The sequence below is a fragment of the Cupriavidus sp. CER-90 genome, from assembly GCF_057652055.1.
On record NZ_JBYGYM010000002.1, the window covers coordinates 3,274,180 to 3,294,064 of the forward strand.

At 65.2% G+C, this 19,885-nt stretch carries 16 protein-coding genes; 4 read left to right on the plus strand and 12 right to left on the minus strand.

The genetic code is table 11. The features are described from left to right. Positions 1–20: 20 nt before the first annotated feature. From AC24R4_RS25530 to AC24R4_RS25580, 11 genes are all read right to left on the minus strand, one after another. The gene (locus AC24R4_RS25530) at positions 21–941 is read right to left on the minus strand and encodes an alpha/beta fold hydrolase (RefSeq protein WP_400391909.1); all 921 of its coding nucleotides are present in this window, start codon (positions 939–941) and stop codon (positions 21–23) included. 65 nt (positions 942–1,006) lie between these two features. Further along, a complete protein-coding gene (locus AC24R4_RS25535; protein WP_400391906.1) occupies positions 1,007–1,909 on the minus strand; it encodes an SDR family oxidoreductase in 903 nt (300 codons plus the stop codon). Positions 1,910–2,027: 118 nt separating this feature from the next. Further along, positions 2,028–2,963 carry a glutathione S-transferase family protein gene (locus AC24R4_RS25540; protein ID WP_400391903.1) on the minus strand — a complete coding sequence of 312 codons (936 nt, stop codon included), beginning with the start codon at positions 2,961–2,963 and terminating at the stop codon, positions 2,028–2,030. Positions 2,964–3,007: 44 nt separating this feature from the next. Beyond that, complete coding sequence (locus AC24R4_RS25545) at positions 3,008–3,850, minus strand: class II aldolase/adducin family protein (RefSeq protein ID WP_400391900.1); 843 nt, start codon at positions 3,848–3,850, stop codon at positions 3,008–3,010. A gap of 33 nt (positions 3,851–3,883) precedes the next feature. Continuing rightward, positions 3,884–4,897, minus strand: a complete 1,014-nt coding sequence (locus AC24R4_RS25550; RefSeq protein WP_400391897.1) for an NADP-dependent oxidoreductase — start codon at positions 4,895–4,897, stop codon at positions 3,884–3,886. A gap of 85 nt (positions 4,898–4,982) precedes the next feature. Beyond that, complete coding sequence (locus AC24R4_RS25555) at positions 4,983–5,414, minus strand: PaaI family thioesterase (protein WP_153948189.1); 432 nt, start codon at positions 5,412–5,414, stop codon at positions 4,983–4,985. Between the two features lie 133 nt (positions 5,415–5,547). Further along, entirely contained in the window at positions 5,548–6,330 is a 783-nt protein-coding gene (locus AC24R4_RS25560) for an SDR family oxidoreductase (RefSeq protein ID WP_153948188.1), read from the minus strand. A 39-nt stretch (positions 6,331–6,369) separates the two neighbouring features. Further along, positions 6,370–8,229, minus strand: a complete 1,860-nt coding sequence (locus AC24R4_RS25565; RefSeq protein WP_400391892.1) for an acyl-CoA dehydrogenase — start codon at positions 8,227–8,229, stop codon at positions 6,370–6,372. A 183-nt stretch (positions 8,230–8,412) separates the two neighbouring features. Beyond that, positions 8,413–9,591: an acetyl-CoA C-acyltransferase gene (locus tag AC24R4_RS25570; RefSeq protein WP_313837770.1), complete on the minus strand. Its 1,179-nt coding sequence runs from the start codon at positions 9,589–9,591 to the stop codon at positions 8,413–8,415. Positions 9,592–9,671: 80 nt separating this feature from the next. Next, the gene (gene pncA / locus AC24R4_RS25575) at positions 9,672–10,337 is read right to left on the minus strand and encodes a bifunctional nicotinamidase/pyrazinamidase (RefSeq protein ID WP_400391889.1); all 666 of its coding nucleotides are present in this window, start codon (positions 10,335–10,337) and stop codon (positions 9,672–9,674) included. Positions 10,338–10,389: 52 nt separating this feature from the next. After that, complete coding sequence (locus AC24R4_RS25580; RefSeq protein ID WP_400391886.1) at positions 10,390–12,471, minus strand: 3-hydroxyacyl-CoA dehydrogenase NAD-binding domain-containing protein; 2,082 nt, start codon at positions 12,469–12,471, stop codon at positions 10,390–10,392. 556 nt (positions 12,472–13,027) lie between these two features. Here AC24R4_RS25580 and AC24R4_RS25585 point away from each other — a divergent pair. Genes AC24R4_RS25585 through AC24R4_RS25595 form a run of 3 tightly spaced genes read left to right on the plus strand, consistent with a single transcriptional unit; the run spans position 13,028 to position 16,587 of the window. Next, positions 13,028–13,672 carry a 4Fe-4S dicluster domain-containing protein gene (locus tag AC24R4_RS25585; protein ID WP_487523829.1) on the plus strand — a complete coding sequence of 215 codons (645 nt, stop codon included), beginning with the start codon at positions 13,028–13,030 and terminating at the stop codon, positions 13,670–13,672. 12 nt (positions 13,673–13,684) lie between these two features. Beyond that, positions 13,685–15,334, plus strand: a complete 1,650-nt coding sequence (locus tag AC24R4_RS25590) for an FAD-binding protein (protein ID WP_487523830.1) — start codon at positions 13,685–13,687, stop codon at positions 15,332–15,334. An 8-nt stretch (positions 15,335–15,342) separates the two neighbouring features. Then, the gene (locus AC24R4_RS25595; protein ID WP_487523986.1) at positions 15,343–16,587 is read left to right on the plus strand and encodes a complex I 51 kDa subunit family protein; all 1,245 of its coding nucleotides are present in this window, start codon (positions 15,343–15,345) and stop codon (positions 16,585–16,587) included. A 43-nt stretch (positions 16,588–16,630) separates the two neighbouring features. On the opposite strand, the gene AC24R4_RS25600 is transcribed toward AC24R4_RS25595, so the two are convergent. Further along, complete coding sequence (locus AC24R4_RS25600; protein ID WP_153948181.1) at positions 16,631–18,136, minus strand: DASS family sodium-coupled anion symporter; 1,506 nt, start codon at positions 18,134–18,136, stop codon at positions 16,631–16,633. A 373-nt stretch (positions 18,137–18,509) separates the two neighbouring features. Between AC24R4_RS25600 and AC24R4_RS25605 the strand changes: the two genes are divergently transcribed. After that, positions 18,510–19,859, plus strand: coding sequence for a dicarboxylate/amino acid:cation symporter (locus AC24R4_RS25605; protein WP_487523831.1), 1,350 nt, complete (start codon positions 18,510–18,512; stop codon positions 19,857–19,859). Positions 19,860–19,885 lie beyond the last annotated feature (26 nt).

A 19,885-nucleotide genomic window follows, 5' to 3' on the forward strand; every position in this document is an offset into this window, starting at 1 on the left:
CCTGCCTTCGGCGCGTGCCACTACGGCAGCGCGCTGCGGATCAGCAGATTGATCCGCTCGGGCTGCTCGTGGATGACCCAGTGCGTGCCTTCGGGAATGCGTTCCAGGCGCAGGTCCGGCACGAAATCTTCGAGCCCGTCCACCAGCGACTTTGGCAGCGCGCGGTCGTTTTCGCCCCAGATCACCAGGGTCGGCACCCGGATCACGAACATCGCGGGGTCCAGCCGCGAGATATCCGGCGCGGTCTCGCCCGGCGCCGGCGGGTGCATCGGCGTGGCCCGGTAGTAGTTGACGCCGCCGGTCAGCGGGTGCGAATCGTCGTCGCCGGGCGCCGACCATGCCGCGTGATACTTCGCGCGGGTCTCGCCCGTGAACCAGGCCGGCACGGCGCCCGCCTCGCCCGTCAGCATCTTTTCCAGCAAGGCAAAGTCGTTGGCCGCCAGCGCCTGCTCCGAACCGGGCTTGCGCAGCCAGTTCATGTAGGCCGACGCCTGCTGCTGCGCCGGATCGGCCGACAGCGCCCGGGCGAACAGGTATGGGTGGGGCGAGTTGATGATGACAAAGCGTTCGACCGGCTCCGGAAACTGCGCCACCAGATTCCAGCAGACGGCCCCGCCCCAGTCGTGCGCCACGATCGTGCATCGCTCGTAGCCCAGCACCCGGATGAACTGCACCAGGTCTTCGACCAGCAGCTTCGGCTTGTAGGCGTCTGGCGACGCCGGTTTGCTCGACAGGTTGAAGCCGCGCAGGTCGGGCGCCACCGCGAAGTGGGTCTGGCCGAATTCCGCCAGTTGCCGCTCCCACGCGTACCAGAACTCGGGAAAGCCATGCACGAACAGGATCAGCGGCTTGCCCTGCTCGCCCGCACTGCCGTAATGCAGCCGCGTGCCATTGGGCAGGTTGGCGAACTGCAAATGATGAATCACGGCGGGTGCGGTCATCGTTGTCTCCCTGGCTATGTCTGCCATCACTGGTTCCCGATCGACGATGCAAGAAAGTGGCCAGGTCAGCCGCGCAGCGCGGCAATCAGGCCGGCGCGGACTTCGGGCTTGTCGCCGAACGGATCGCCAGGATTACGCTGGTTGACGATGTCCTCCATGCGGTTGCGCACCGTGGCCAGGGCCTGCGGGTGGGAATAAATATAGAAGCTTTCGTCGCGGATGGCATCGAACGTCATCTGCGCGACGTCCGCCGCGGTGACCTTGCCCGAGTTGACTGCCTTGTCCGACAGCGCCTGCGACACCATCTGCGAGCGCGTCGGCGGCGCGTCGTTGGCCAGGCCGGCAGGCCGGTTGCGCTGCGACTGGCTGATGCCGGTCGGCACGAAGTATGGGCACAGTACCGAGCAGCGCACCTGTTCGGTGACCAGGCTCAGGTCCTGGTAGAGCGTTTCGGTCAGCGACACCACCGCATGCTTGGACACGTTATAGACGCCCATCGCCGGCGGGTTCAGCAGGCCGGCCATCGACGCCGTATTGACGATGTGGCCCTGGAAGCCGGGGTCCTTCTTCGCGGCCTCCAGCATCAGCGGCGTGAAGATGCGCACGCCGTGGATCACCCCGTACAGGTTGACGCCGAGCACCCATTCCCAGTCCTTCTCGGAGTTTTCCCACAGCAGGCCGCCCGCACCGACGCCGGCGTTGTTGAAAACCAGGTTGACCTCGCCGAAGGCCGTCATGGCCGCATCGGCCAGCGCCTGAACCTGTTCGGCGTTCGAGACATCCGTGCGCAGCCCGATCACCTGGGCGCCCTGCGCCTTGAACTCGGCCACCGCGGCGTCGAGCGCGTCTTCCTGGACATCGGCCAGCACAAGCTTCATGCCCGACTGGGCGCCAATCCGCGCGAACTCCTTGCCGAATCCCGATGCGCCGCCGGTAATGACGGCGACCTTGCCTTCGAACTGCTTCATGGGTGTCTCCTCCGTTTTCGGATATGTCCGGATAGGTTCGGATATGTCTTGTGTTGATCGTCCTGGCTCCCCCCTGCCGCAAGGGGCAGAAGGGGGAAACCCTGCACCACTGCGTGCCTTAGCCCGCCGCCTGCACGTGATAGCCCTGACGCGGGAAATGCACGTTGACCACACCTGCGCGCGGGTCCTGCCGGCGAATCGTGACCACGTGCTCGGTCAGCGTCAGCAGTACGCCGGCCACCGGGTCCTTCGCGTAGTCGGTGGGCGTGACCGTGACCGCGTCACCGGCCGCGAAGCCGGCGCCGGGCAGGATGGTCGTGTCGTGCGGCAGCGGGTCGTGATCGTAGGCATCGGCAATGGCGGATTCGGCGGGAATCACGCGCAGCTTGCCGTGGCCATACGCCTGCATGCGTGCGAACCATGTCTTGACCAGCGGATACCCGTCAAGCAATGCCGCCAGCGCCTGGGCCCGCCGGATAAACCAGATGCAGTGAAACAGCGAGAAATCGGCAATCGACAGCTCCGGCCCGGCCACATGCTGCAGGCCGGTGGACAACTGCTCCTGCAGCCGCGCGAAGGTCTCGTGCAGCATCGCCGCCGCCTCCGGCAACGGCATGCGCAGCGCGTTGGAGTCGCCGCGCATGGCCTTGCGGTCCGCCATGAAGGCCTGGATCTGCCCCGGCGACAGGTGCGACAGCATCGCCTGCACGCCGGCCGGCTGCATCGCGTAGGTCACGGTGGCCGTAAACAGCGCGCTGTCGATCCAGGCCGCCATGATGCGCGACTGCGCGGCCTGCGCCACCGGATACAGCGGCGGATTGGGCGCCATGCGGTCCAGCACCGCGCAGATCAGCGCCGTATCGCAATAGATATCGGCGCCGATCTGCATGACCGGCGTGCGGCGGTAGCCGCCGGTCAGCGCCGTGACATCGGGCTTGGGCAGGATCGGCGGAATTTCCACCGCGCACCAGGACAAGCCCTTGGCGCCCAGCACGAGCCGTACTTTCTCGGAAAACGGCGATGTTGCGTATTGATGAAGGATGATGTCGGGCATCTTGGCCTTTCAGGAGGAGAGAGATCGCGGAGATCGACTCCTGCTTAATCGAGCAGATCCGGCTGTTCTTTAACGATACGTGCATATAACGGCTGGAACTGGAACCAGCCGGCCTGCGCCGTACCGACGATCGCATAGGCCTGGCTGGCCGCCGCATCGCTGATCACCTTCGGTGCCTGGCCCGTCCGGGCGGCCGCCGATTCGGCCAGGATCTGCACCTGGCACGACCGTTCCATCGTAATGAACCACCAGGCGGCCTCGTCCACGGTCTTGCCCACCGTCAGCAGGCCATGGTTCTGCAGGATGGCCGCCTTGTTCGGGCCCAGCGCGTTGGCGATACGCTGGCCTTCGTCCAGTTCGACCACCACGCCGCCGAAGTCGTCGTACAACGCATGGTCGTTGTAGAACGCGCAGACGTCCTGGGTCAGCGGATCGAGCTTGCGCCCCAGCGTGGACCACGCCCGGCCGTACGTGCTGTGCGAATGGGCCGCGGCCACGGCGTCTTCACGCGTCTGGTGCACGCGCGAGTGAATGGCAAAGGCCGCCGCGTTCACCGGATAGTCGCCCTCCACCACGTTGCCGTGGTGGTCGCAGCGGATCAGGTTCGACACCTTGACGTGGCTGAAATGCACGCCGAACGGGTTGACCCAGAACGTGTCGGTGAACTCGGGGTCGCGCGCCGTGATATGGCCGGCCACGCCTTCGTCGAACCCGAATTTGGAGAACAGCCGGAACGCCGCCGCCAGCCGCTGCTTGCGGTGCAGCCGCTCCTGGGCCGGCGTGTCGAACTTCGGCGGGCGCGGCAGGTTGCGGTAGCGGGCCTTGACCTCCTCGGACAGGCCAGCGGCCATGTCATCCTTGTCATTGGCGGTTTGCTGGGCGTTCATGGCTGTCTCCTTTTTTGTGGGGTGGGGTGCCGCTCAGACCATCTTCACCAGCTGCTTGCCGAAGTTCTTGCCCTTGAGCAGGCCGATAAAGGCCTCCGGCGCGCTGGCCAGGCCTTCGGCGATGCTCTCGCGGAACTTGATCTTGCCTTGCGCCACATAGCCGCCCAGTTCCTTGAGCGCCTGCGGCCAGACGTCCATGTGCTCGGACACGATAAAGCCCTCGATCTTGCAGCGCGACACCAGGATGGCGCGCGGGTTGCGGATCGGCATGTCCTGGCCGTCGTAGCCGGCGATCAGGCCGCACACGGCGATGCGCGCGAACGGGTTCAGGCGGGCCAGCACCACGTCGAGGATGTCGCCGCCGACGTTCTCGAAGTAGCCATCGACACCCTTGGGCGTCACGGCCTTGACCATCGCGTACAACTCCTTGGCGTCCTTGGCCGCCTTGTAGTCCACGCAGGCGTCGAAGCCCAGTTCATTGGTCACGTAGTCGCACTTGTCCTTGCCGCCGGCCACGCCCACCACGTAGCAGCCGGCCAGCTTGGCCAGCTGGCCAACCACGCTGCCCACGGCGCCCGAGGCCGCACTGACCACGATGGTCTCGCCGGCCTTGGGGGCGATGATCTTGTTCAGGCCATACCAGGCGGTCACGCCGGGCATGCCGACCGAGCCCAGGTAGGCCGACAGCGGGATATGCGTGGTGTCCACCTTCTGCATGCCGCCGCCGTCGGTCACACCGATTTCCTGCCAGCCGAACATGCCGACGACCTTGTCGCCGACGTTCCACCTGGGGTTCTTGCTGGCGATGACCTCTCCCACGGTGCCGCCGATCATCACTTCGCCCAGCGGCTGCGGATCGGCGTACGACTTGCTGTCGCTCATGCGGCCGCGCATGTACGGGTCCAGCGACAGGAAATGATTGCGCACCATGACCTGGCCGTCGGCCAGATCCGGCACGGCCACCTCTTCCAGGCGGAAATTCTCGGGCGTGACGGCTGCGGCCGGACGCGAGGCCAGAACGATGCGCTTGTAGGTTTGCTTCGACATGTGTGGATTCCTTCGCTCGGTTGGCGCGTGGCTTGCGCGGTGTTTGGCTGTTTTTTGGGATGGAAGCACTGCTGGCGCGACGGGATCAGCCGTCGGCACCCGAATCCGCCGCCCCGGTTTCCCGCTTGGGCGGCATGCGCTTGATGTACTTGAACGTGCCGGAAGCCTTCGACACGATCTTGCCGTCGGCGTCGACGATCTCGCCTTCGCAGAACACCATCGTCGACGTACGATGCACGGTCTGCCCGCGCGCGGTCAACTTGCCCCGCCCGGGCGCCATGAAGCTGGTCTTCATCTCGATGGTCACCACGCCCCGCCCTTCGGCGTCGGACGAGCGGCCGGCGATGGCCATCGCCACGTCGAGCAGGGTCATGATCACGCCGCCGTGCGCCATGTCCCAGCTGTTCTGGTGGCGCGTCTGCAGATCCAGCTCGATCTCGCTGCGGCCGCCTTCCATGGTGTTGCACAGCACGCCGAGATCGGCAAGGAACGGGATATTGAGTTGGCGCTGGGTCATGTTTGGGGGGCAATGGAAAAAACCTTCGGCCTGAATGATGCGCCGGCTTCGCGCCCCGCGCCCGTGTTCCGGAGAGGGGTTGGGAGCGCGGGCACGGCACCTACACGGCACCTACACGGAACTTGCACGGCACTTACACCGCGCTGACCCCGCCATCGACCGCCAGGATCTGCCCCGTGATGTGCTTGCCGGCGTCCGACGCAAACAGCAGCGCGGCGCCCTTCAGGTCTTCGTCGTCGCCCAGCCGGTGCAGCGGCACACCTTCGCACATCTTGTCGACGCCCAGGCGGTCCAGCGACCCCTTGGTCATCTTCGACGGGAAGAAGCCCGGGGCCAGCGCGTTGACCGTGATGTTGTGCTCGCCCCATTCGCCAGCCAGCGTGCGCGTGAAATTGATCACCGCGCCCTTCGACGTGTTATAGGCAATGGTCTCCATCGAGCCCGGCGGATTGCCGCCCAGGCCGGCAATCGATGCCACATTGATGATGCGGCCATGGCGGCGCGGGATCATCGACAGCTTGCCGATTTTCTGCGACAGCAGAAACAGACCGCGGATGTTCAGGTTCATCACCTTGTCCCAGGCTTCGATCGGGTGATCCTCGGCCGGGGCGCCCCAGGTGGCCCCCGCGTTGTTGACCAGAATGTCGACGTGGCCCAGCCTGGCCAGCGCCTCGTCCGCCAGGCGTGCGATCTCGTCGTCGCGCGAGCCATCGGCCGCGATCCAGTCGGCCTCGATGCCGCGCGCCTTCAGGTGGGCCTGCGCCGACTGCAGTTCGTCGGCCTTGCGCGCCGACAGCACCAGACGCGCGCCCTGCTCGCCCAGCGCCTCGGCAATCTGCAGGCCCAGCCCGCGCGAGCCGCCCGTGATCAGTGCGGTGCGCCCCTTCAGGTCGAACAGTTGCTGGATGGTTCTCATGTTGTCTCCGTTTCCTTATGGTGCATGGTTGCTTGCGATCTAGAACCAGGCGTCCTGCATGTCGAGCGTGGTGCGGTCCAGCGAGGCCAGCAGGTCGAACTGCGGATACACCTTGGGCAGCTCGAACCGGAAGAAGTACGCCGCCGCCGCAAGCTTGCCGCGATAAAAATCGGCATCCTCGCCCTTCGCGCCAGCCAGCGCCGCCTGTGCCACCAGCGCCTGCTCCAGCCACATCCACGCCACCACGACGTGGCCGAAAGCCTCCAGATAGACCGATGCGTTGGCCAGCGTCACGTTCGGATCGCCGGCCGACCACAGCGTCTGCGTGACCTCGGCCAGCCGCGCGGCCGCCGCGCCCAGCGCACGCGCCTGTTCGCCCAGCCCCTTGTCGCCGCTGGCCGCGGCGCGCTGGCAGGTTGCCTGTACGCGCTGGCCCAGCAACTGGAAGGCCGCCCCGTCCTGCATGACCACCTTGCGGCCCAGCAGATCCAGACCCTGGATGCCGTGCGTGCCTTCATGGATCGGGTTCAGGCGGTTGTCGCGATAGAACTGCTCGACGTTGTATTCGCGCGTGTAGCCGTAGCCGCCATGCACCTGGATGGCCAGGCTGTTGGCTTCCAGGCACCACTGCGACGGCCAGCTCTTGGCGATCGGCGTGAGGATATCGAGCAGCAGCGACAGCTCGCGGTGCCGTGCCGTCTCGCCGGCCGCCTTTGCGGCGTGCTCGTCGTCCACCAGCCGCGCGCAGTACAGGTTCAGTGCCAGGCCGCCTTCGGCATAGCTCTTCTGCGCCAGCAGCATGCGGCGCACGTCGGCGTGTTCGACCAGCTTGACCTGCGGGCTGGCCGGGTCCTTGCCCTGCGGCCCGACCGGCCGGCCCTGCGGACGGTTGCGGGCGTAGTCGAGCGCGTGCAGGTAGCCCGTATAGCCCAGCGCCACCGCGCCCAGGCCCACGCCGATACGCGCCTCGTTCATCATGTGGAACATGCAGGCCAGGCCCTTGTGCGGCTCGCCCACCAGATACCCGATGGCGCCGGCCTTGCCGCCCGGCTTGTACTTCATGCCCTCGCCGAAGTTCAGCAGGCAGTTGGTGGTGCCCCGGTATCCCATCTTGTGGTTCAGGCCGGCCAGCACGACGTCGTTGTGCTCGCCCAGCGAGCCATCCGCGTTGACCAGGTACTTCGGCACGATAAACAGCGAAATGCCCTTCACGCCCGGAATCAGCTTGCCATCCGGGCCCGGAATCTTCGCCAGCACCAGGTGCACGATGTTGTCGGACAGCTCATGCTCGCCGGCCGAGATCCACATCTTGTTGCCGCGCAGCCGGTATTGCTGGCCCAGCGGCGATTCGCCTTCGTATTCGGCCCGCGTGGTGACGTCCGACAGCGACGACCCGGCCTGGGGTTCCGACAGGCACATCGTGCCGAAAAAGCGCCCTTCAAGCGCCGGCCGCACGAAGGTGTCGATCTGCGCCGGCGTGCCATGGGTCAGCAGCAGGTTGGCATTGCCGATGGTCAGAAACGGGTACGAACTGGTGCCGACATTGGCCGCCTTGAAATATGCGAACGCGGCCTTCTCCAGCGTGACCGGCAATTGCATGCCGCCGTACGCGTAGTCCTGCCCGGCGGCCATCAGGCCGGCTTCGCAGAACGCCTTCAGCGCGGTCTTGACTTCGGGGATGATCGTGACAGTCTCGCCGTCGAAATGCGGTTCCTGGGCGTCGCTCTTCTTGTTATGCGGCGCGAACAGGTCCGTGGCGATCTTTTCGCAGGTATCGAGCGCGGCGTCGAAGGTTTCGCGCGAATGGTCTGCAAAACGGGGAATCTGGGTCAGTGACTCGGCATCGAGCCATTCGTACAGGACGAAATTGAGATCACGACGGGAGAGAATCAGCGACATGGAAAGCGAGGCTCCGGGCTGAAATAAGGGGAGGAAAAGCGCTCCTCTCCCGCATGCGGGGGAGGAGTTGGGGGAGAGGGGAATCGCGTTTCAACGCGCGATATCGCAGATTGATACACCCGCCCTCTCCCCCGCCCCTCTCCACGACATCGGAGAGGGACGACAACATGCAACCGAGACGCCTTACAGCACCTCGAACAGGCCGGCGGCACCCTGGCCGCCGCCGATGCACATCGTCACCACGACGTACTTGACGCCGCGGCGCTTGCCTTCGATCAGCGCATGGCCAACCAGGCGGGCGCCGGACACACCGTACGGATGGCCCACGGCGATGGCACCGCCGTTCACGTTCAGGCGATCCATCGGGATGCCCAGCTTGTCGGCGCAGTACAGCACCTGCACCGCGAACGCCTCGTTCAGCTCCCACAGGCCGATGTCCTCGACCTTCAGGCCCGTCTTCTTCAGCAGCTTCGGCACCGCGAACACCGGGCCGATACCCATTTCATCGGGCTCGCAGCCGGCCACGGCAAAGCCGCGGAACACGCCCAGCGGCTGCAGGCCCTTGGCGGCCGCCACGCGGGCGTTCATCACCACCGCAGCCGAAGCGCCGTCCGAGAACTGCGACGCGTTGCCGGCCGTGATCACGCCGCCGGGCATGGCCGTGCGGATCTTCGACACGCCTTCCAGCGTGGTGTCGGCGCGGATGCCTTCGTCGGCGTCGATGGTGACTTCCCTGGTCATCAGCTGACCCGTGGCCTTGTCGGCCACGCCGGCGAGCACCGTCATCGGCACGATCTCGTCCTTGAACTTGCCGGCTTCCAGGGCGGCGGCGGCACGCAGCTGGCTCTGCACGCCATACTCGTCCTGGCGCTCCTTCGAGATGTTGTAGCGCTTGGCCACGTTCTCGGCGGTCTGCAGCATGCTCCAGTAGATTTCCGGCTTGTTCTTGTTCAGCCAGCTTTCCTGGATCATGTGGCGGTTCATCTCCTGCTGCACGCACGAGATCGATTCCACGCCGCCGGCGACGAAGATATCGCCTTCGTCGGCGATCACGCGCTGCGCGGCCATGGCGATGGTCTGCAGGCCCGACGAGCAGAAGCGGTTCACGGTGGCGCCGGGCACGGTCACCGGGCAGCCGGCGCGCAGGGCGATCTGGCGGGCGATGTTGGCGCCGGTGGCGCCTTCGGGGTTGGCACAACCCATCAGCACGTCTTCCACTTCACCGGCCTCGATCTTGGCCCGCGCAATAGCGTGCTGGACGGCGTGGCCGCCCAGGGTGGCGCCGTGGGTCATGTTGAAAGCGCCCTTCCAGCTCTTGGCCAGCCCGGTACGGGCGGTGGATACGATGACTGCCTCGTTCATGTGTTGCTCCTCGGTATCTTGGTGTCTCTGGCTATCTCTAGCCAACTTGCGACGAATATTCGGTAGGTCGACGTGAATCGTCAGGACTCGGGAAGCCAGGGGTTGTGGTTCGCACTGCCGGCCAGCAACGCCGCGGACGTCGTACGCTGGACGCCGGCCGCGGCCAGCTCCTGCCAGGCGCGGGCCAGCGATCCGTCCAGGTCGATCGCCCGGCAGGCATCTTCCACGACCACCGCCTCGAAGCCCGCCGCGCGCGCATCGAGCGCGCTCCACGCCACGCAGTAGTCGGTCGCCAGCCCGACGCAGACCACGCGCCGGACGCCCTGCTCGCGCAGATAGCCGCCCAGGCCGGTCCTTGTCGTGCGATCCGCTTCCAGGAAGGCGCTGTAGCTGTCCACGCCGGCATGGTGACCCTTGCGGATCAGCAGCCGCGCATGCGGAACACGCAGGTCCGCATGCAGCGCGGCGCCCGGGGTGTCCTGCACGCAGTGGTCCGGCCACAGCACCTGCTCGCCGTACGGCAGCGTGGCGGTCTGGAACGGCGCGCGCCCTGCATGGCTGGTGGCAAACGACGCATGCCCGGCCGGATGCCAGTCCTGCGTCAGGACCACATGCTCGAATGCCGGCGCCAGCCGGTTGATCACGGCCACGACTTCGTCGCCCTGCGGCACGGCCAGCGCGCCACCGGGCATGAAGTCGTTCTGCACGTCGATCACCAGCAGGCAGTCCTGCGCGCCGTAGGCCATGGTTCCGTGTCCCCTGTTTCCCTGTTCCTGTCGCGATTCAGGCCGTCGTGTCTCAGCCGTTGAAGCCCTTGCCCTCGTCGGCCAGCTTCTGCAGCAGCGGGGCCACCTTCCAGGCTTCGCCGTGGTAGCCCTTGGCGTAACGCTTCATCGACTGGGCCACATTGAACAGGCCAACCTGGTCGGCGTAGAGCATCGGGCCGCCGCGGAACAGCGGGAAGCCGTAGCCGGTCAGGTACACCATGTCGATGTCCGACGCCTTCGACGCAATACCCTCTTCCAGGATCTTGGCGCCTTCGTTCACCAGTGCGAACACCAGGCGTTCGACGATTTCCTCGTCGGAAATCTTGCGGCGCGTGATACCGAGTTCCTTCGAATGCTCGACGATCATCTCGTTGACCTGCGCGTTCGGGTACGGCTTGCGGTCGCCCGCCTTGTAGTCGTACCAGCCGGCGCCGGTCTTCTGACCGAAGCGGCCCATTTCGCAAAGCTTGTCGGCGGTCTTTGAATACTGGATGTCCGGCTTGTCCACGGCGCGGCGCTTGCGGATGGCCCAGCCGATGTCGTTGCCGGCCAGGTCGCCCATGCGGAACGGGCCCATGGCGAAGCCGAACTTCTCGATCGCGCGGTCCACCTGCTCCGGCAGCGCGCCTTCATCCAGCAGATAACCCGCCTGGCGGCTGTACTGCTCGATCATGCGGTTGCCGATAAAGCCGTCGCAGACGCCCGAGACCACGGCCGTCTTCTTGATCTTCTTGGCGATCTGCATGACGGTGGCCAGCACGTCCTTGCCGGTCTTCTCGCCGCGCACCACCTCCAGCAGCTTCATGACGTTGGCCGGGCTGAAGAAGTGCATGCCGACCACGTCCTGCGGCCGCCTGGTGAACGAGGCAATCCTGTTCACGTCGAGCGTGGACGTGTTGGAGGCCAGGATCGCGCCGGCCTTCATCACTTCGTCCAGCTTCTTGAAGACGATTTCCTTGACGCCCATTTCCTCGAACACGGCCTCGATGACCATGTCGGCGTCCTTGATGTCGTCATAGGACAGCGTGGTGGTCAGCAGGCCCATGCGCTGCTCGACCTTTTCCTGCGTGAGCTTGCCCTTCTTGGCGCTGTTCTCGTAGTTCTTGCGGATCGTGCCCACGCCGCGGTCCAGCGCCTCCTGCTTGGTCTCGAGCATCGTCACTGGGATGCCGGCATTCAGGAAGTTCATCGTGATGCCGCCGCCCATGGTGCCGGCGCCGATCACGGCAACGCGCTCGATCTTGCGGACCGGGGTATCGCTGGGCACATCGGGGATCTTGCTGGCGGCACGCTCGCCGAAGAAGGCATGGCGCAGCGCGCGCGATTCCGGCGTACCAACCAGGTACATGAAGCCTTCGCGCTCTTCCTTCAGGCCGGCTTCGAACGGCTTGAGCGACGCGGCCACGGCATCCACGCACTTCGACGGCGCCGGGAAGTTCTTGGCCACGGCCGCCACGGTGTTCCTGGCAAAAGCCAGGAAGCCTTCGGCGTTTTCGTGACGCACCTTCAGGTCGCGCACCTTCGGGTACGGGCCGGGGGCGGCGGCCACGTTCTGGGCGAACTTGACGGCGGCGGGCAGCACGTCGCCATCGACGAGTTCATCGAACAGTTTCGAGCCGGCGAATTTTTCCGAAGGGATGGCCGTGCCGGACACGATCATGTTCAGCGCGTGCTCCAGGCCGATCAGGCGCGGCAGGCGCTGCGTGCCGCCCGCGCCCGGCAGCAGGCCGAGCTTGACTTCAGGCAGCGCGATCTGCGCGCCCTTGGCGGCCACGCGGTAGTTGCAGCCCAGGGCCAGTTCCAGGCCGCCGCCCATGGCGACGGAGTGGATGGCGGCCACGACCGGCTTGGTCGACGCTTCCAGCGCACGGATCACCGAATGCAGCGTCGGCTCCTGCGTGGCCTTGGGGGTATTGAATTCACGGATGTCGGCGCCGCCCGAGAACGCCTTGCCAGCGCCGGTAATGACGACAGCCTTGACGGCGGCATCGTCCAGCGCACGGGTCAAGCCTTCGACGATGCCCAGGCGGGTGCTGTGACCGAGGCCGTTGACCGGGGGATTGTCGAGCGTGATAACGGCTACGCCGTCCTGTACCTGATACTGCGCTGTCATACGCGTTCCTTTGGTATTTGCGAGCCCTTCGTCTTCCTAGGGGCTCATGGGTTGTCTCGGGATTCGAATTCTCGAATGCAGTCTTGCTCTGATCCTGCCGGAACTTCGGGCCGGCTGCGCGATGGCCCGCAATCCCTTGTGCCACAAGCCATTCGGCTCGAAAGCGGGACAAGCATACACAAAATAGCACGGTCGTTCAATTTCAATTTTCGGCCGCGGAAAGACCGTCATGCGCGCCTTTCATGGCAGCTTTTTCCGGCGTTCATGTTGAGCCTGCCGAGCGGTTCAAACCCTCAGGGGGAACCCGTAGGACGCGCGGTGGAATCGGGCTATTTATGCCCCATGAATCACCCATCGACAGGCAGGCGACAGCAGCCCGCAAATTTTTGACAGAGTCCTCCAATCCGAAAAAAACTGTCGCCACTGCAGACCGGCCGATGCCGCCGGCCACACGCGATCCGTTGGGCAATAACCTTCCCTGTGCTATGGTTTATACGGCCGATTGGAAGGCAATACAGGGTCCGGCCACCACCGCAAAACAGGAGGCGCGGGAAGCATGGCACGTCTGAACATAGAAGGACGGGAAATCGCGGCGCCGGCCGGCTGTTCGATCCTGCAGGCGTTCATCCACGCGGGCGAGACGCTCGTGGAAGGTGTCGGCTGCATGGGCCAGGGGGTGTGCGGCTCCTGCCGCGTCATGGTCCGGCGCGAGGGCGAGCCGGAGGTCAAGACGGCGTTGGCCTGCGAGACGATGGTCGAGGACGGCATGCAGGTGGCCTTCCTTGACTACTTCACCTCGTCATCGCGCCATGTCTATCGGATCGAGGATATCGGCGACAGCTGGCGGATCCTGGGCACGATTGCCGAGACCTTTCCGGAGGCGGCCCACTGCCGGCACTGCAGCGGCTGTGACCGTGCCTGCCCCAAGCAGCTCGATGTCCAGCGCGGCGTCAATCTTGCCGTGGCGGGCGAACTGGCGGCGTCGGCGCAGGTCTTCGACGAATGTGTCATGTGCAACCTCTGCACGCTGGCCTGCCCGGAATTGATCCAGCCCAACCATCTTGGCCTGTTCGTGCGGCGCATGATCGCTTCGCTGTCGCTGCGGCCGGCGAACCTGATGCAGCGGTTGCAGCAGATCGAGCGTGGCGAGATGACGATCGATCTGGACGCGCCGGGCGCGCATCCTTCACACCAGGGTTGAGAGCCGACACCCATGCCAGCCAGCATCCCCTACCAGGAGGCCTGTCAACGCTACAAGCGTGGCGTGACGCCCGCCATGCGCGACGACACGACGTCTGTCGAGGCGCTCCTCAAGGCCTATCACCCCGATCATGGGCCGAACGCCAGAGTCGCCCTGTCCGTCGGGCCGAACCGTGGCGACCCCTGCCAGCCGGACCTGGCGCGCAGCCTTCAGGCCAACGCGCTGATCGACGACGTCGATATCGCCGGCGCGCAACTGGTCACGACCGATGTCCTGGTCATTGGCGGCGGCGGCGGCGGTTGCGCGGCGGCACTGACCGCTGCGGCACAGGGCGCCCAGGTCGTCCTTGCCACCAAACTACGCCTGGGCGACAGCAACACCGTGATGGCCGAAGGGGGCATCCAGGCAGCCATCGGCGAGGACGATAGCCTGCAACTGCATTTCGAGGACACCCTGCGCGCCGGTCATTACTGCGCAGACCGTGAACTGGTCGCGCAGATGGTCTCGGACGGTCCCGACGTGATCCGGTGGCTGATCCGGCTGGGCATGATGTTCGACCAGACCGAAGATCGGCCAGTCGGTGGCAACCTGCTGCGCAAGAAGCCAGGCGGGGCCTCCGCTGCGCGCATCCTGTCCTATCGCGACTACACCGGCCTGGAAATGATGCGCGTGCTGCGCGAGGCGGTGGACCTTGATCCGGGTGTTGCCGCCTGGAACCGCTGCCCGGTGGTCGAACTGCTGTCCGACGAGCGCGGACGCTGCGCCGGGGCCGTGATCTACAACCTCGAATGGGGGGCCTTCGTACTGGTGCGCGCCCGTGCGGTCATCCTCGCCACGGGCGGCGCCGGCCGGCTGCATCTGAATGCATTCCCGACGTCCAACCACTATGGCGCCACCGCCGACGGCCTGGTGCTGGCCTATCGCATGGGGGCGCGGCTGCGGGAACTCGACTCGTTCCAGTACCACCCCACGGGCATTGCCTATCCACCCCACCTGGCAGGCGGCCTGATCTCGGAGGCCGCGCGCTCGGCCGGGGCGAAGCTGATCAATGGCGAAGGGGAGCGATTCGTGGACGAACTCAAGCCGCGCGACGTCGTGGCCTCGGCCATCCTGCGGGAATGCGCGGAAGGCCGCGGCATCAGCCGTGACGGACAGGTTGGCGTGTTTCTGGACACGCCCACGCTGGAGCTGGAAAATCCTGGCATCCTGGCCAAACGCCTGGTCACCCTGACCCATCTGGCGCACAAATGCGGGCACGACGCGGCGCAGGTGCCCTTCCTGGTCTACCCGACGCTGCACTACCAGAACGGCGGCATGGCCATCGACAAGGACGGCGCGACCAACGTGCCGGGCCTGTTCGGCGTGGGCGAGGTCACCGGCGGCATCCACGGACGCAACCGGCTGATGGGCAATGCCCTGCTGGACATCCTGAGCATGGGACGCCGGGCCGGCGCAAAGGCGGCGGAATCGATGCGCGGTGCGCTGCCCAGCCGCGCCGGGATCGGCCACGTACACGCATGGCAGCGCGAACTGACGCTGGCCGGCCTGCCGTTGCACATTCAGGCGCCCCAGCTTTTTCCAGGCTACGCGCATTTCGATCTGCGTGTCGATGCCGGGCTGCGTGCCGGTGCGCGAGGCCGTACGGTGGGGAGCCTGCGATGAGCCACGCCATGGAACGCCCGAACAAGGTCCTGCTCAATGACGACATCCAGGTCGGCGCCGACCTGGCCGCGTGGCTGGCACACGGCGGCGGCGAAGGGCTGGCCAGGGCCCTCGACGATCCGGCCGCGATCATCGGCGAAATCGAACGGGCGGAACTGCGTGGCATGGGCGGTGCCGGGTTTCTGACACATCGAAAATGGGCACCGGTCGCGGCAGCGCCTGCCGGGGACAAGTACGTCGTCTGCAATGGCAACGAAGACGAACCGGGCACCTTCAAGGATCGCTTCCTGCTGGAGCACACGCCACACCAGGTGATCGAGGGCGCGCTGATCGCGGCGGCGGCCACGCGGGCCAACCACGTCGTCCTGTACGTCAATCCGCATCAGTTGCAATCGCTTGCGGTCACGCGGCTGGCTGTGCAGCAGTGGCAGACCCATCCACTGTTCGAACGGCTGGCGGCCGTGGTTGGCGGCGCCGTCTCGCTGCAAGTCATGCCGAGTTCGGGCCTGTATATCGGCGGGGAGGAGACGGCGGTGATTGCCAGCGTCGAAGGCGGGTTTCCGTTCCCGCGCCGCAAGCCGCCCTACCCGGCCGAGCACGGCGTCCATGGCGCGCCGACCATCGTCAACAACACCGAGACGCTGGCCCACGTGCCGGGCATCCTTCGACATGGCGCACAGTGGTATCGCGATCTCGGTCTCGGCAAGGCGGTGGGCACGAAGCTCTATTCGCTGTCAGGCGACGTACTGCGCCCGGGCCTGTATGAACTGCCGATGGGGACCAGCCTGGAATCGCTGGTGTTCGGGCACGGCGGCGGCATGCTGCAGGGCAAGGAGTTCAAGGCGGTCTTTACGGGAGGCCCTTCCAACACCCTGCTGACCAAGCGCGACCTGGACGTCGCGCTCGATTTCGATTCGGTGCGTGAGCGGCATTCCAGCCTGGGCACCGGCGCCATGATCGTCGTCTCGGAAGGCACCAGCATCGTCCGCAAGGTTGCCGAGTACGTGAGCTTCTTTGCCCAGGGGTCGTGCGGCCAGTGCCCGTCGTGCAAGGGCGGCACCTTTCAGCTGATGCGGCTGCTCAACCGGATCGACACCGGCCGTGGGGTGCGGGCAGACCTCGATGCGCTGGAAAACCTCTGCAGCATCCTGCCGGGCAGCGGCCGCTGCGGACTGATCGACGGCGCGGTGACGGTAGTGGAAAGCTCCATGCACCAGTTTCGCGAGGAATACGAAACCCTGCTGATGACATGAGGGCGCCGGGCGGCCACGCAAGCCGCCCGAAGACCGGCCGGCTTCACCAGAAGCCCAGCACCTTCCACCAGAGGCCGCCGACCACGGCGAAGACCACCAGTTCGAACACGCACATCACCGCGCCGGTCCGCCACCACTGGCCCAGCGTGACGTAGCCGCTGCCAAAGATGATCGGCGACGTGCCGGTCGCGTAGTGGGTCAGCGTCATCATGATCGCCGACCCGGCGGTCATCATCAGCATGAACGGGGGGATGTACTCCGGCGGAATCAGATGCGCGCCGACCGTCAAGAATGCCAGCATCATGGCGCTGATATGGGCCGTGGTACTGGCGAACAGGTAGTGCGAGAACACGAACGCCAGCACCAGCACGGCGGCAATCCCCTTCCATTCCATGCCACTGGCGGAGATGGCGTCGCGCATGTCGGCCGAGAACCAGGCGATCACGCCCAGCTTGTTGAGTTGCTCGGCCAGCATCACCAGGGCACCGAACCAGACCAGCGTGTCCCAGGCGCTCTTTTCGGACAGCACATCGTCCCAGTCGATCGTCCCGGTGATGATCAGCGCAAAGAGGCCAAGAAAGGCCACGACGGTCGGGTCAAGCGTGTAGGCGGACCCGAAGATCATGGCGGGCAGATTGGCCCACAGGATCAGCATCATCGCGAACACGCCCATCATGACGCGTTCCTTGCCGCTCAGCGGCCCCATGCGCGCAAGCTCGCCGCGGGCGTAGTCGACCGCATTGGGCGTGACCTTCAGTTCCGGCGGCGATAGCAGGTAGATGATCAGCGGCATGACAAGCAGGCAGAGCAAGCCCGGCAGCAGCATGCACAGCGCCCAGGTGGTCCAGGTCAGGTGCAGCGCCTGGCCGCTGGCCTTGGCCACGTAGTCCACCACCAGCGGGTTCGGCGCGGTAGCGGTCAGGAACATGGCCGAGGTAATCGGGTTGGCGTGGTAGTTCACCAGCGCCAGGTATGTGCCGACCTTGCCCTGCGTGCCCTTGGCCGGGTCGGAGTCGAAGGCGCCGGCGATCGATCGCATGATCGGATGGACGATGCCGCCTCCGCGCGCCGTATTGCTGGGGGTGAACGGCGCCAGCACCAGTTCGCAGATGGTGAGTCCGTATCCGATGCCAACCGTGCGCTTGCCCAGCAGGGCAATGAACATCAGGCCGATCCGGTTGCCGAGCCCTGTCTTCTTCAGTCCGCGCGAGATCAGGATCGCCACGACGATCAGCCAGATCAGGGGATTCGAGAAACTGCTCAGTGCGTCGGCAATGGCGCCTTTCGACGTCGGCGATGTCACCTGCGCGAGCGACACGATCACGATCGCCATCATGGCCATCACGCCAATGGGCATGACCTTGAGAATGATGGCAACAATGGTGGTCAGGAAGATCGCCACCAAATGCCAGGCCTCGGGTTTCAGCCCTTCGGGCGCCGGCAGCAACAGCAGCGTGACCAGAACAGCCGTGGCGATGATGGCGGGCGTCAGCCGAAACGGCACGACTGACATGAAGTAGCGATACATCGCTATCACCTTGGACAGCATTGCTTTGGACCTCCCTGCGTGAAATGCGGCAAATATCAGTGTCTCGATGGCCGATTACCGGCCTGTGCGCTCTCCAATATGTGGCGTCCACGGGCTTCCCACAATGGACTTTGGTCCACATCACGCCTTGGAGTTGACGCAAGTCATCAACTGATGGCGCGCCAAGTGTCTTTTTATACACACGCGTAGATCGGCGGGCCGGATTCGGTCCCGGGGCCCAGTCGCGGACCTAGGTCTTTCGGTCCATACCCAAGCCCAACTGCGCGGCACTAAGCTCGCCTTAGCGTGTTTCCGGAATACGGCCCGAGCGAGATGGCCAAGACGACGCGGTCGATGTCCGGCTTCCGACACAGAACCAGCAATGGAGACGATCATGGAAAAAGCCGAACATTCAAAGCCGCTCTACAAGTCTCTCTACTTTCAGGTCATTACCGCCATTATTCTTGGCGTCATTCTTGGACACTTCTTTCCCCAGACCGGCGAGGCCATGAAGCCGCTGGGCGACGGCTTCATCAAGCTGATCAAGATGATCATCGCGCCGATCATCTTCTGCACGGTCGTGGTGGGCATCGCCGGCATGGAGGACATGAAGAAGGTCGGCAAGACCGGCGGCCTGGCGCTGCTCTATTTCGAGGTGGTCAGCAGCATTGCGCTGCTGGTCGGCCTGTTGATCATCAATATCGTCAAGCCCGGCGCAGGCATGAACGTCGACCCTGCCACCCTCGACACCAAGGGCATCGCCGCCTATACCGGCCCTGGCAAGATGCAGGGCACGGTGGAGTTCCTGATGAACGTCATCCCAAATACGGTGGTGGATGCGTTCGCCAAGGGAGAAATCCTTCAGGTGCTGCTATTTGCCGTGATGTTCGGCTTTGCGCTGCACAGGTTCGGCGGGCGCGGCACGCTGGTTTTCGACTTCATCGAAAAATTCTCGCACGTGCTGTTTGCCATCGTCGGGTACATCATGAAGGTCGCGCCGATCGGGGCGTTCGGCGCCATGGCATTCACCATCGGCAAATACGGCGTGAGTTCGCTGCTGCAGCTCGGCCAGCTGATGGCTACGTTCTACGCCACCTGCCTGCTTTTCATCTTCGTCGTGCTCGGGTCCATCGCGCGCTTCCATGGGTTCTCGATCTGGAAGTTCATCAAGTACATCAAGGAAGAGCTGCTGATCGTGCTCGGCACGTCGTCCTCGGAATCGGTGTTGCCCCGGATGATGGCCAAGCTTGAAAACCTGGGCGCCCGCAAGTCGGTGGTCGGCCTGGTGATCCCGACTGGCTATTCCTTCAATCTGGATGGCACCTCGATCTACCTGACCATGGCGGCGGTCTTCATCGCCCAGGCCACCAATACCGACATGACCTTCACCCAGCAGATCACCTTGCTGTTGGTGCTGCTCCTGACCTCGAAGGGCGCCGCCGGCGTGACCGGCAGCGGCTTCATCGTGCTGGCGGCCACGCTTTCCGCGGTGGGACATGTGCCGGTCGCGGGGCTTGCCCTGATTCTCGGCATCGACCGGTTCATGTCCGAGGCACGCGCGCTGACCAACCTGATCGGCAACGGCGTCGCCACGGTCGTCGTGGCAAAGTGGACCGGCGACCTGGACGTCGAGCGGATGCACAGCCGGCTTGACGGCGAGACCGATATCGAAGCGGATGAGCCGGAAGTCGTACTCGATCAGGTCGCGGCGCGCGTGCCGGCCGCCGACACCCGGCACAGATAGGCCAGGCGGCAGCGAGGGCACCCGAT

Excerpts from the sequence above, each read along its gene's own strand:
- AC24R4_RS25595 (WP_487523986.1), top strand. The coding sequence starts at position 15,343 with ATGGAACGCCCGAACAAGGTCCTGCTCAATGACGACATCCAGGTCGGC.
- pncA (WP_400391889.1), bottom strand. The coding sequence starts at position 10,337 with ATGGCCTACGGCGCGCAGGACTGCCTGCTGGTGATCGACGTGCAGAAC.
- AC24R4_RS25540 (WP_400391903.1), bottom strand. The coding sequence starts at position 2,963 with ATGCCCGACATCATCCTTCATCAATACGCAACATCGCCGTTTTCCGAG.
- AC24R4_RS25545 (WP_400391900.1), bottom strand. The coding sequence starts at position 3,850 with ATGAACGCCCAGCAAACCGCCAATGACAAGGATGACATGGCCGCTGGC.
- AC24R4_RS25605 (WP_487523831.1), top strand. The coding sequence starts at position 18,510 with ATGGAAAAAGCCGAACATTCAAAGCCGCTCTACAAGTCTCTCTACTTT.
- AC24R4_RS25555 (WP_153948189.1), bottom strand. The coding sequence starts at position 5,414 with ATGACCCAGCGCCAACTCAATATCCCGTTCCTTGCCGATCTCGGCGTG.
- AC24R4_RS25580 (WP_400391886.1), bottom strand. The coding sequence starts at position 12,471 with ATGACAGCGCAGTATCAGGTACAGGACGGCGTAGCCGTTATCACGCTC.
- AC24R4_RS25590 (WP_487523830.1), top strand. The coding sequence starts at position 13,685 with ATGCCAGCCAGCATCCCCTACCAGGAGGCCTGTCAACGCTACAAGCGT.
- AC24R4_RS25585 (WP_487523829.1), top strand. The coding sequence starts at position 13,028 with ATGGCACGTCTGAACATAGAAGGACGGGAAATCGCGGCGCCGGCCGGC.
- AC24R4_RS25565 (WP_400391892.1), bottom strand. The coding sequence starts at position 8,229 with ATGTCGCTGATTCTCTCCCGTCGTGATCTCAATTTCGTCCTGTACGAA.
- AC24R4_RS25535 (WP_400391906.1), bottom strand. The coding sequence starts at position 1,909 with ATGAAGCAGTTCGAAGGCAAGGTCGCCGTCATTACCGGCGGCGCATCG.
- AC24R4_RS25570 (WP_313837770.1), bottom strand. The coding sequence starts at position 9,591 with ATGAACGAGGCAGTCATCGTATCCACCGCCCGTACCGGGCTGGCCAAG.
- AC24R4_RS25530 (WP_400391909.1), bottom strand. The coding sequence starts at position 941 with ATGACCGCACCCGCCGTGATTCATCATTTGCAGTTCGCCAACCTGCCC.
- AC24R4_RS25560 (WP_153948188.1), bottom strand. The coding sequence starts at position 6,330 with ATGAGAACCATCCAGCAACTGTTCGACCTGAAGGGGCGCACCGCACTG.
- AC24R4_RS25550 (WP_400391897.1), bottom strand. The coding sequence starts at position 4,897 with ATGTCGAAGCAAACCTACAAGCGCATCGTTCTGGCCTCGCGTCCGGCC.
- AC24R4_RS25600 (WP_153948181.1), bottom strand. The coding sequence starts at position 18,136 with ATGCTGTCCAAGGTGATAGCGATGTATCGCTACTTCATGTCAGTCGTG.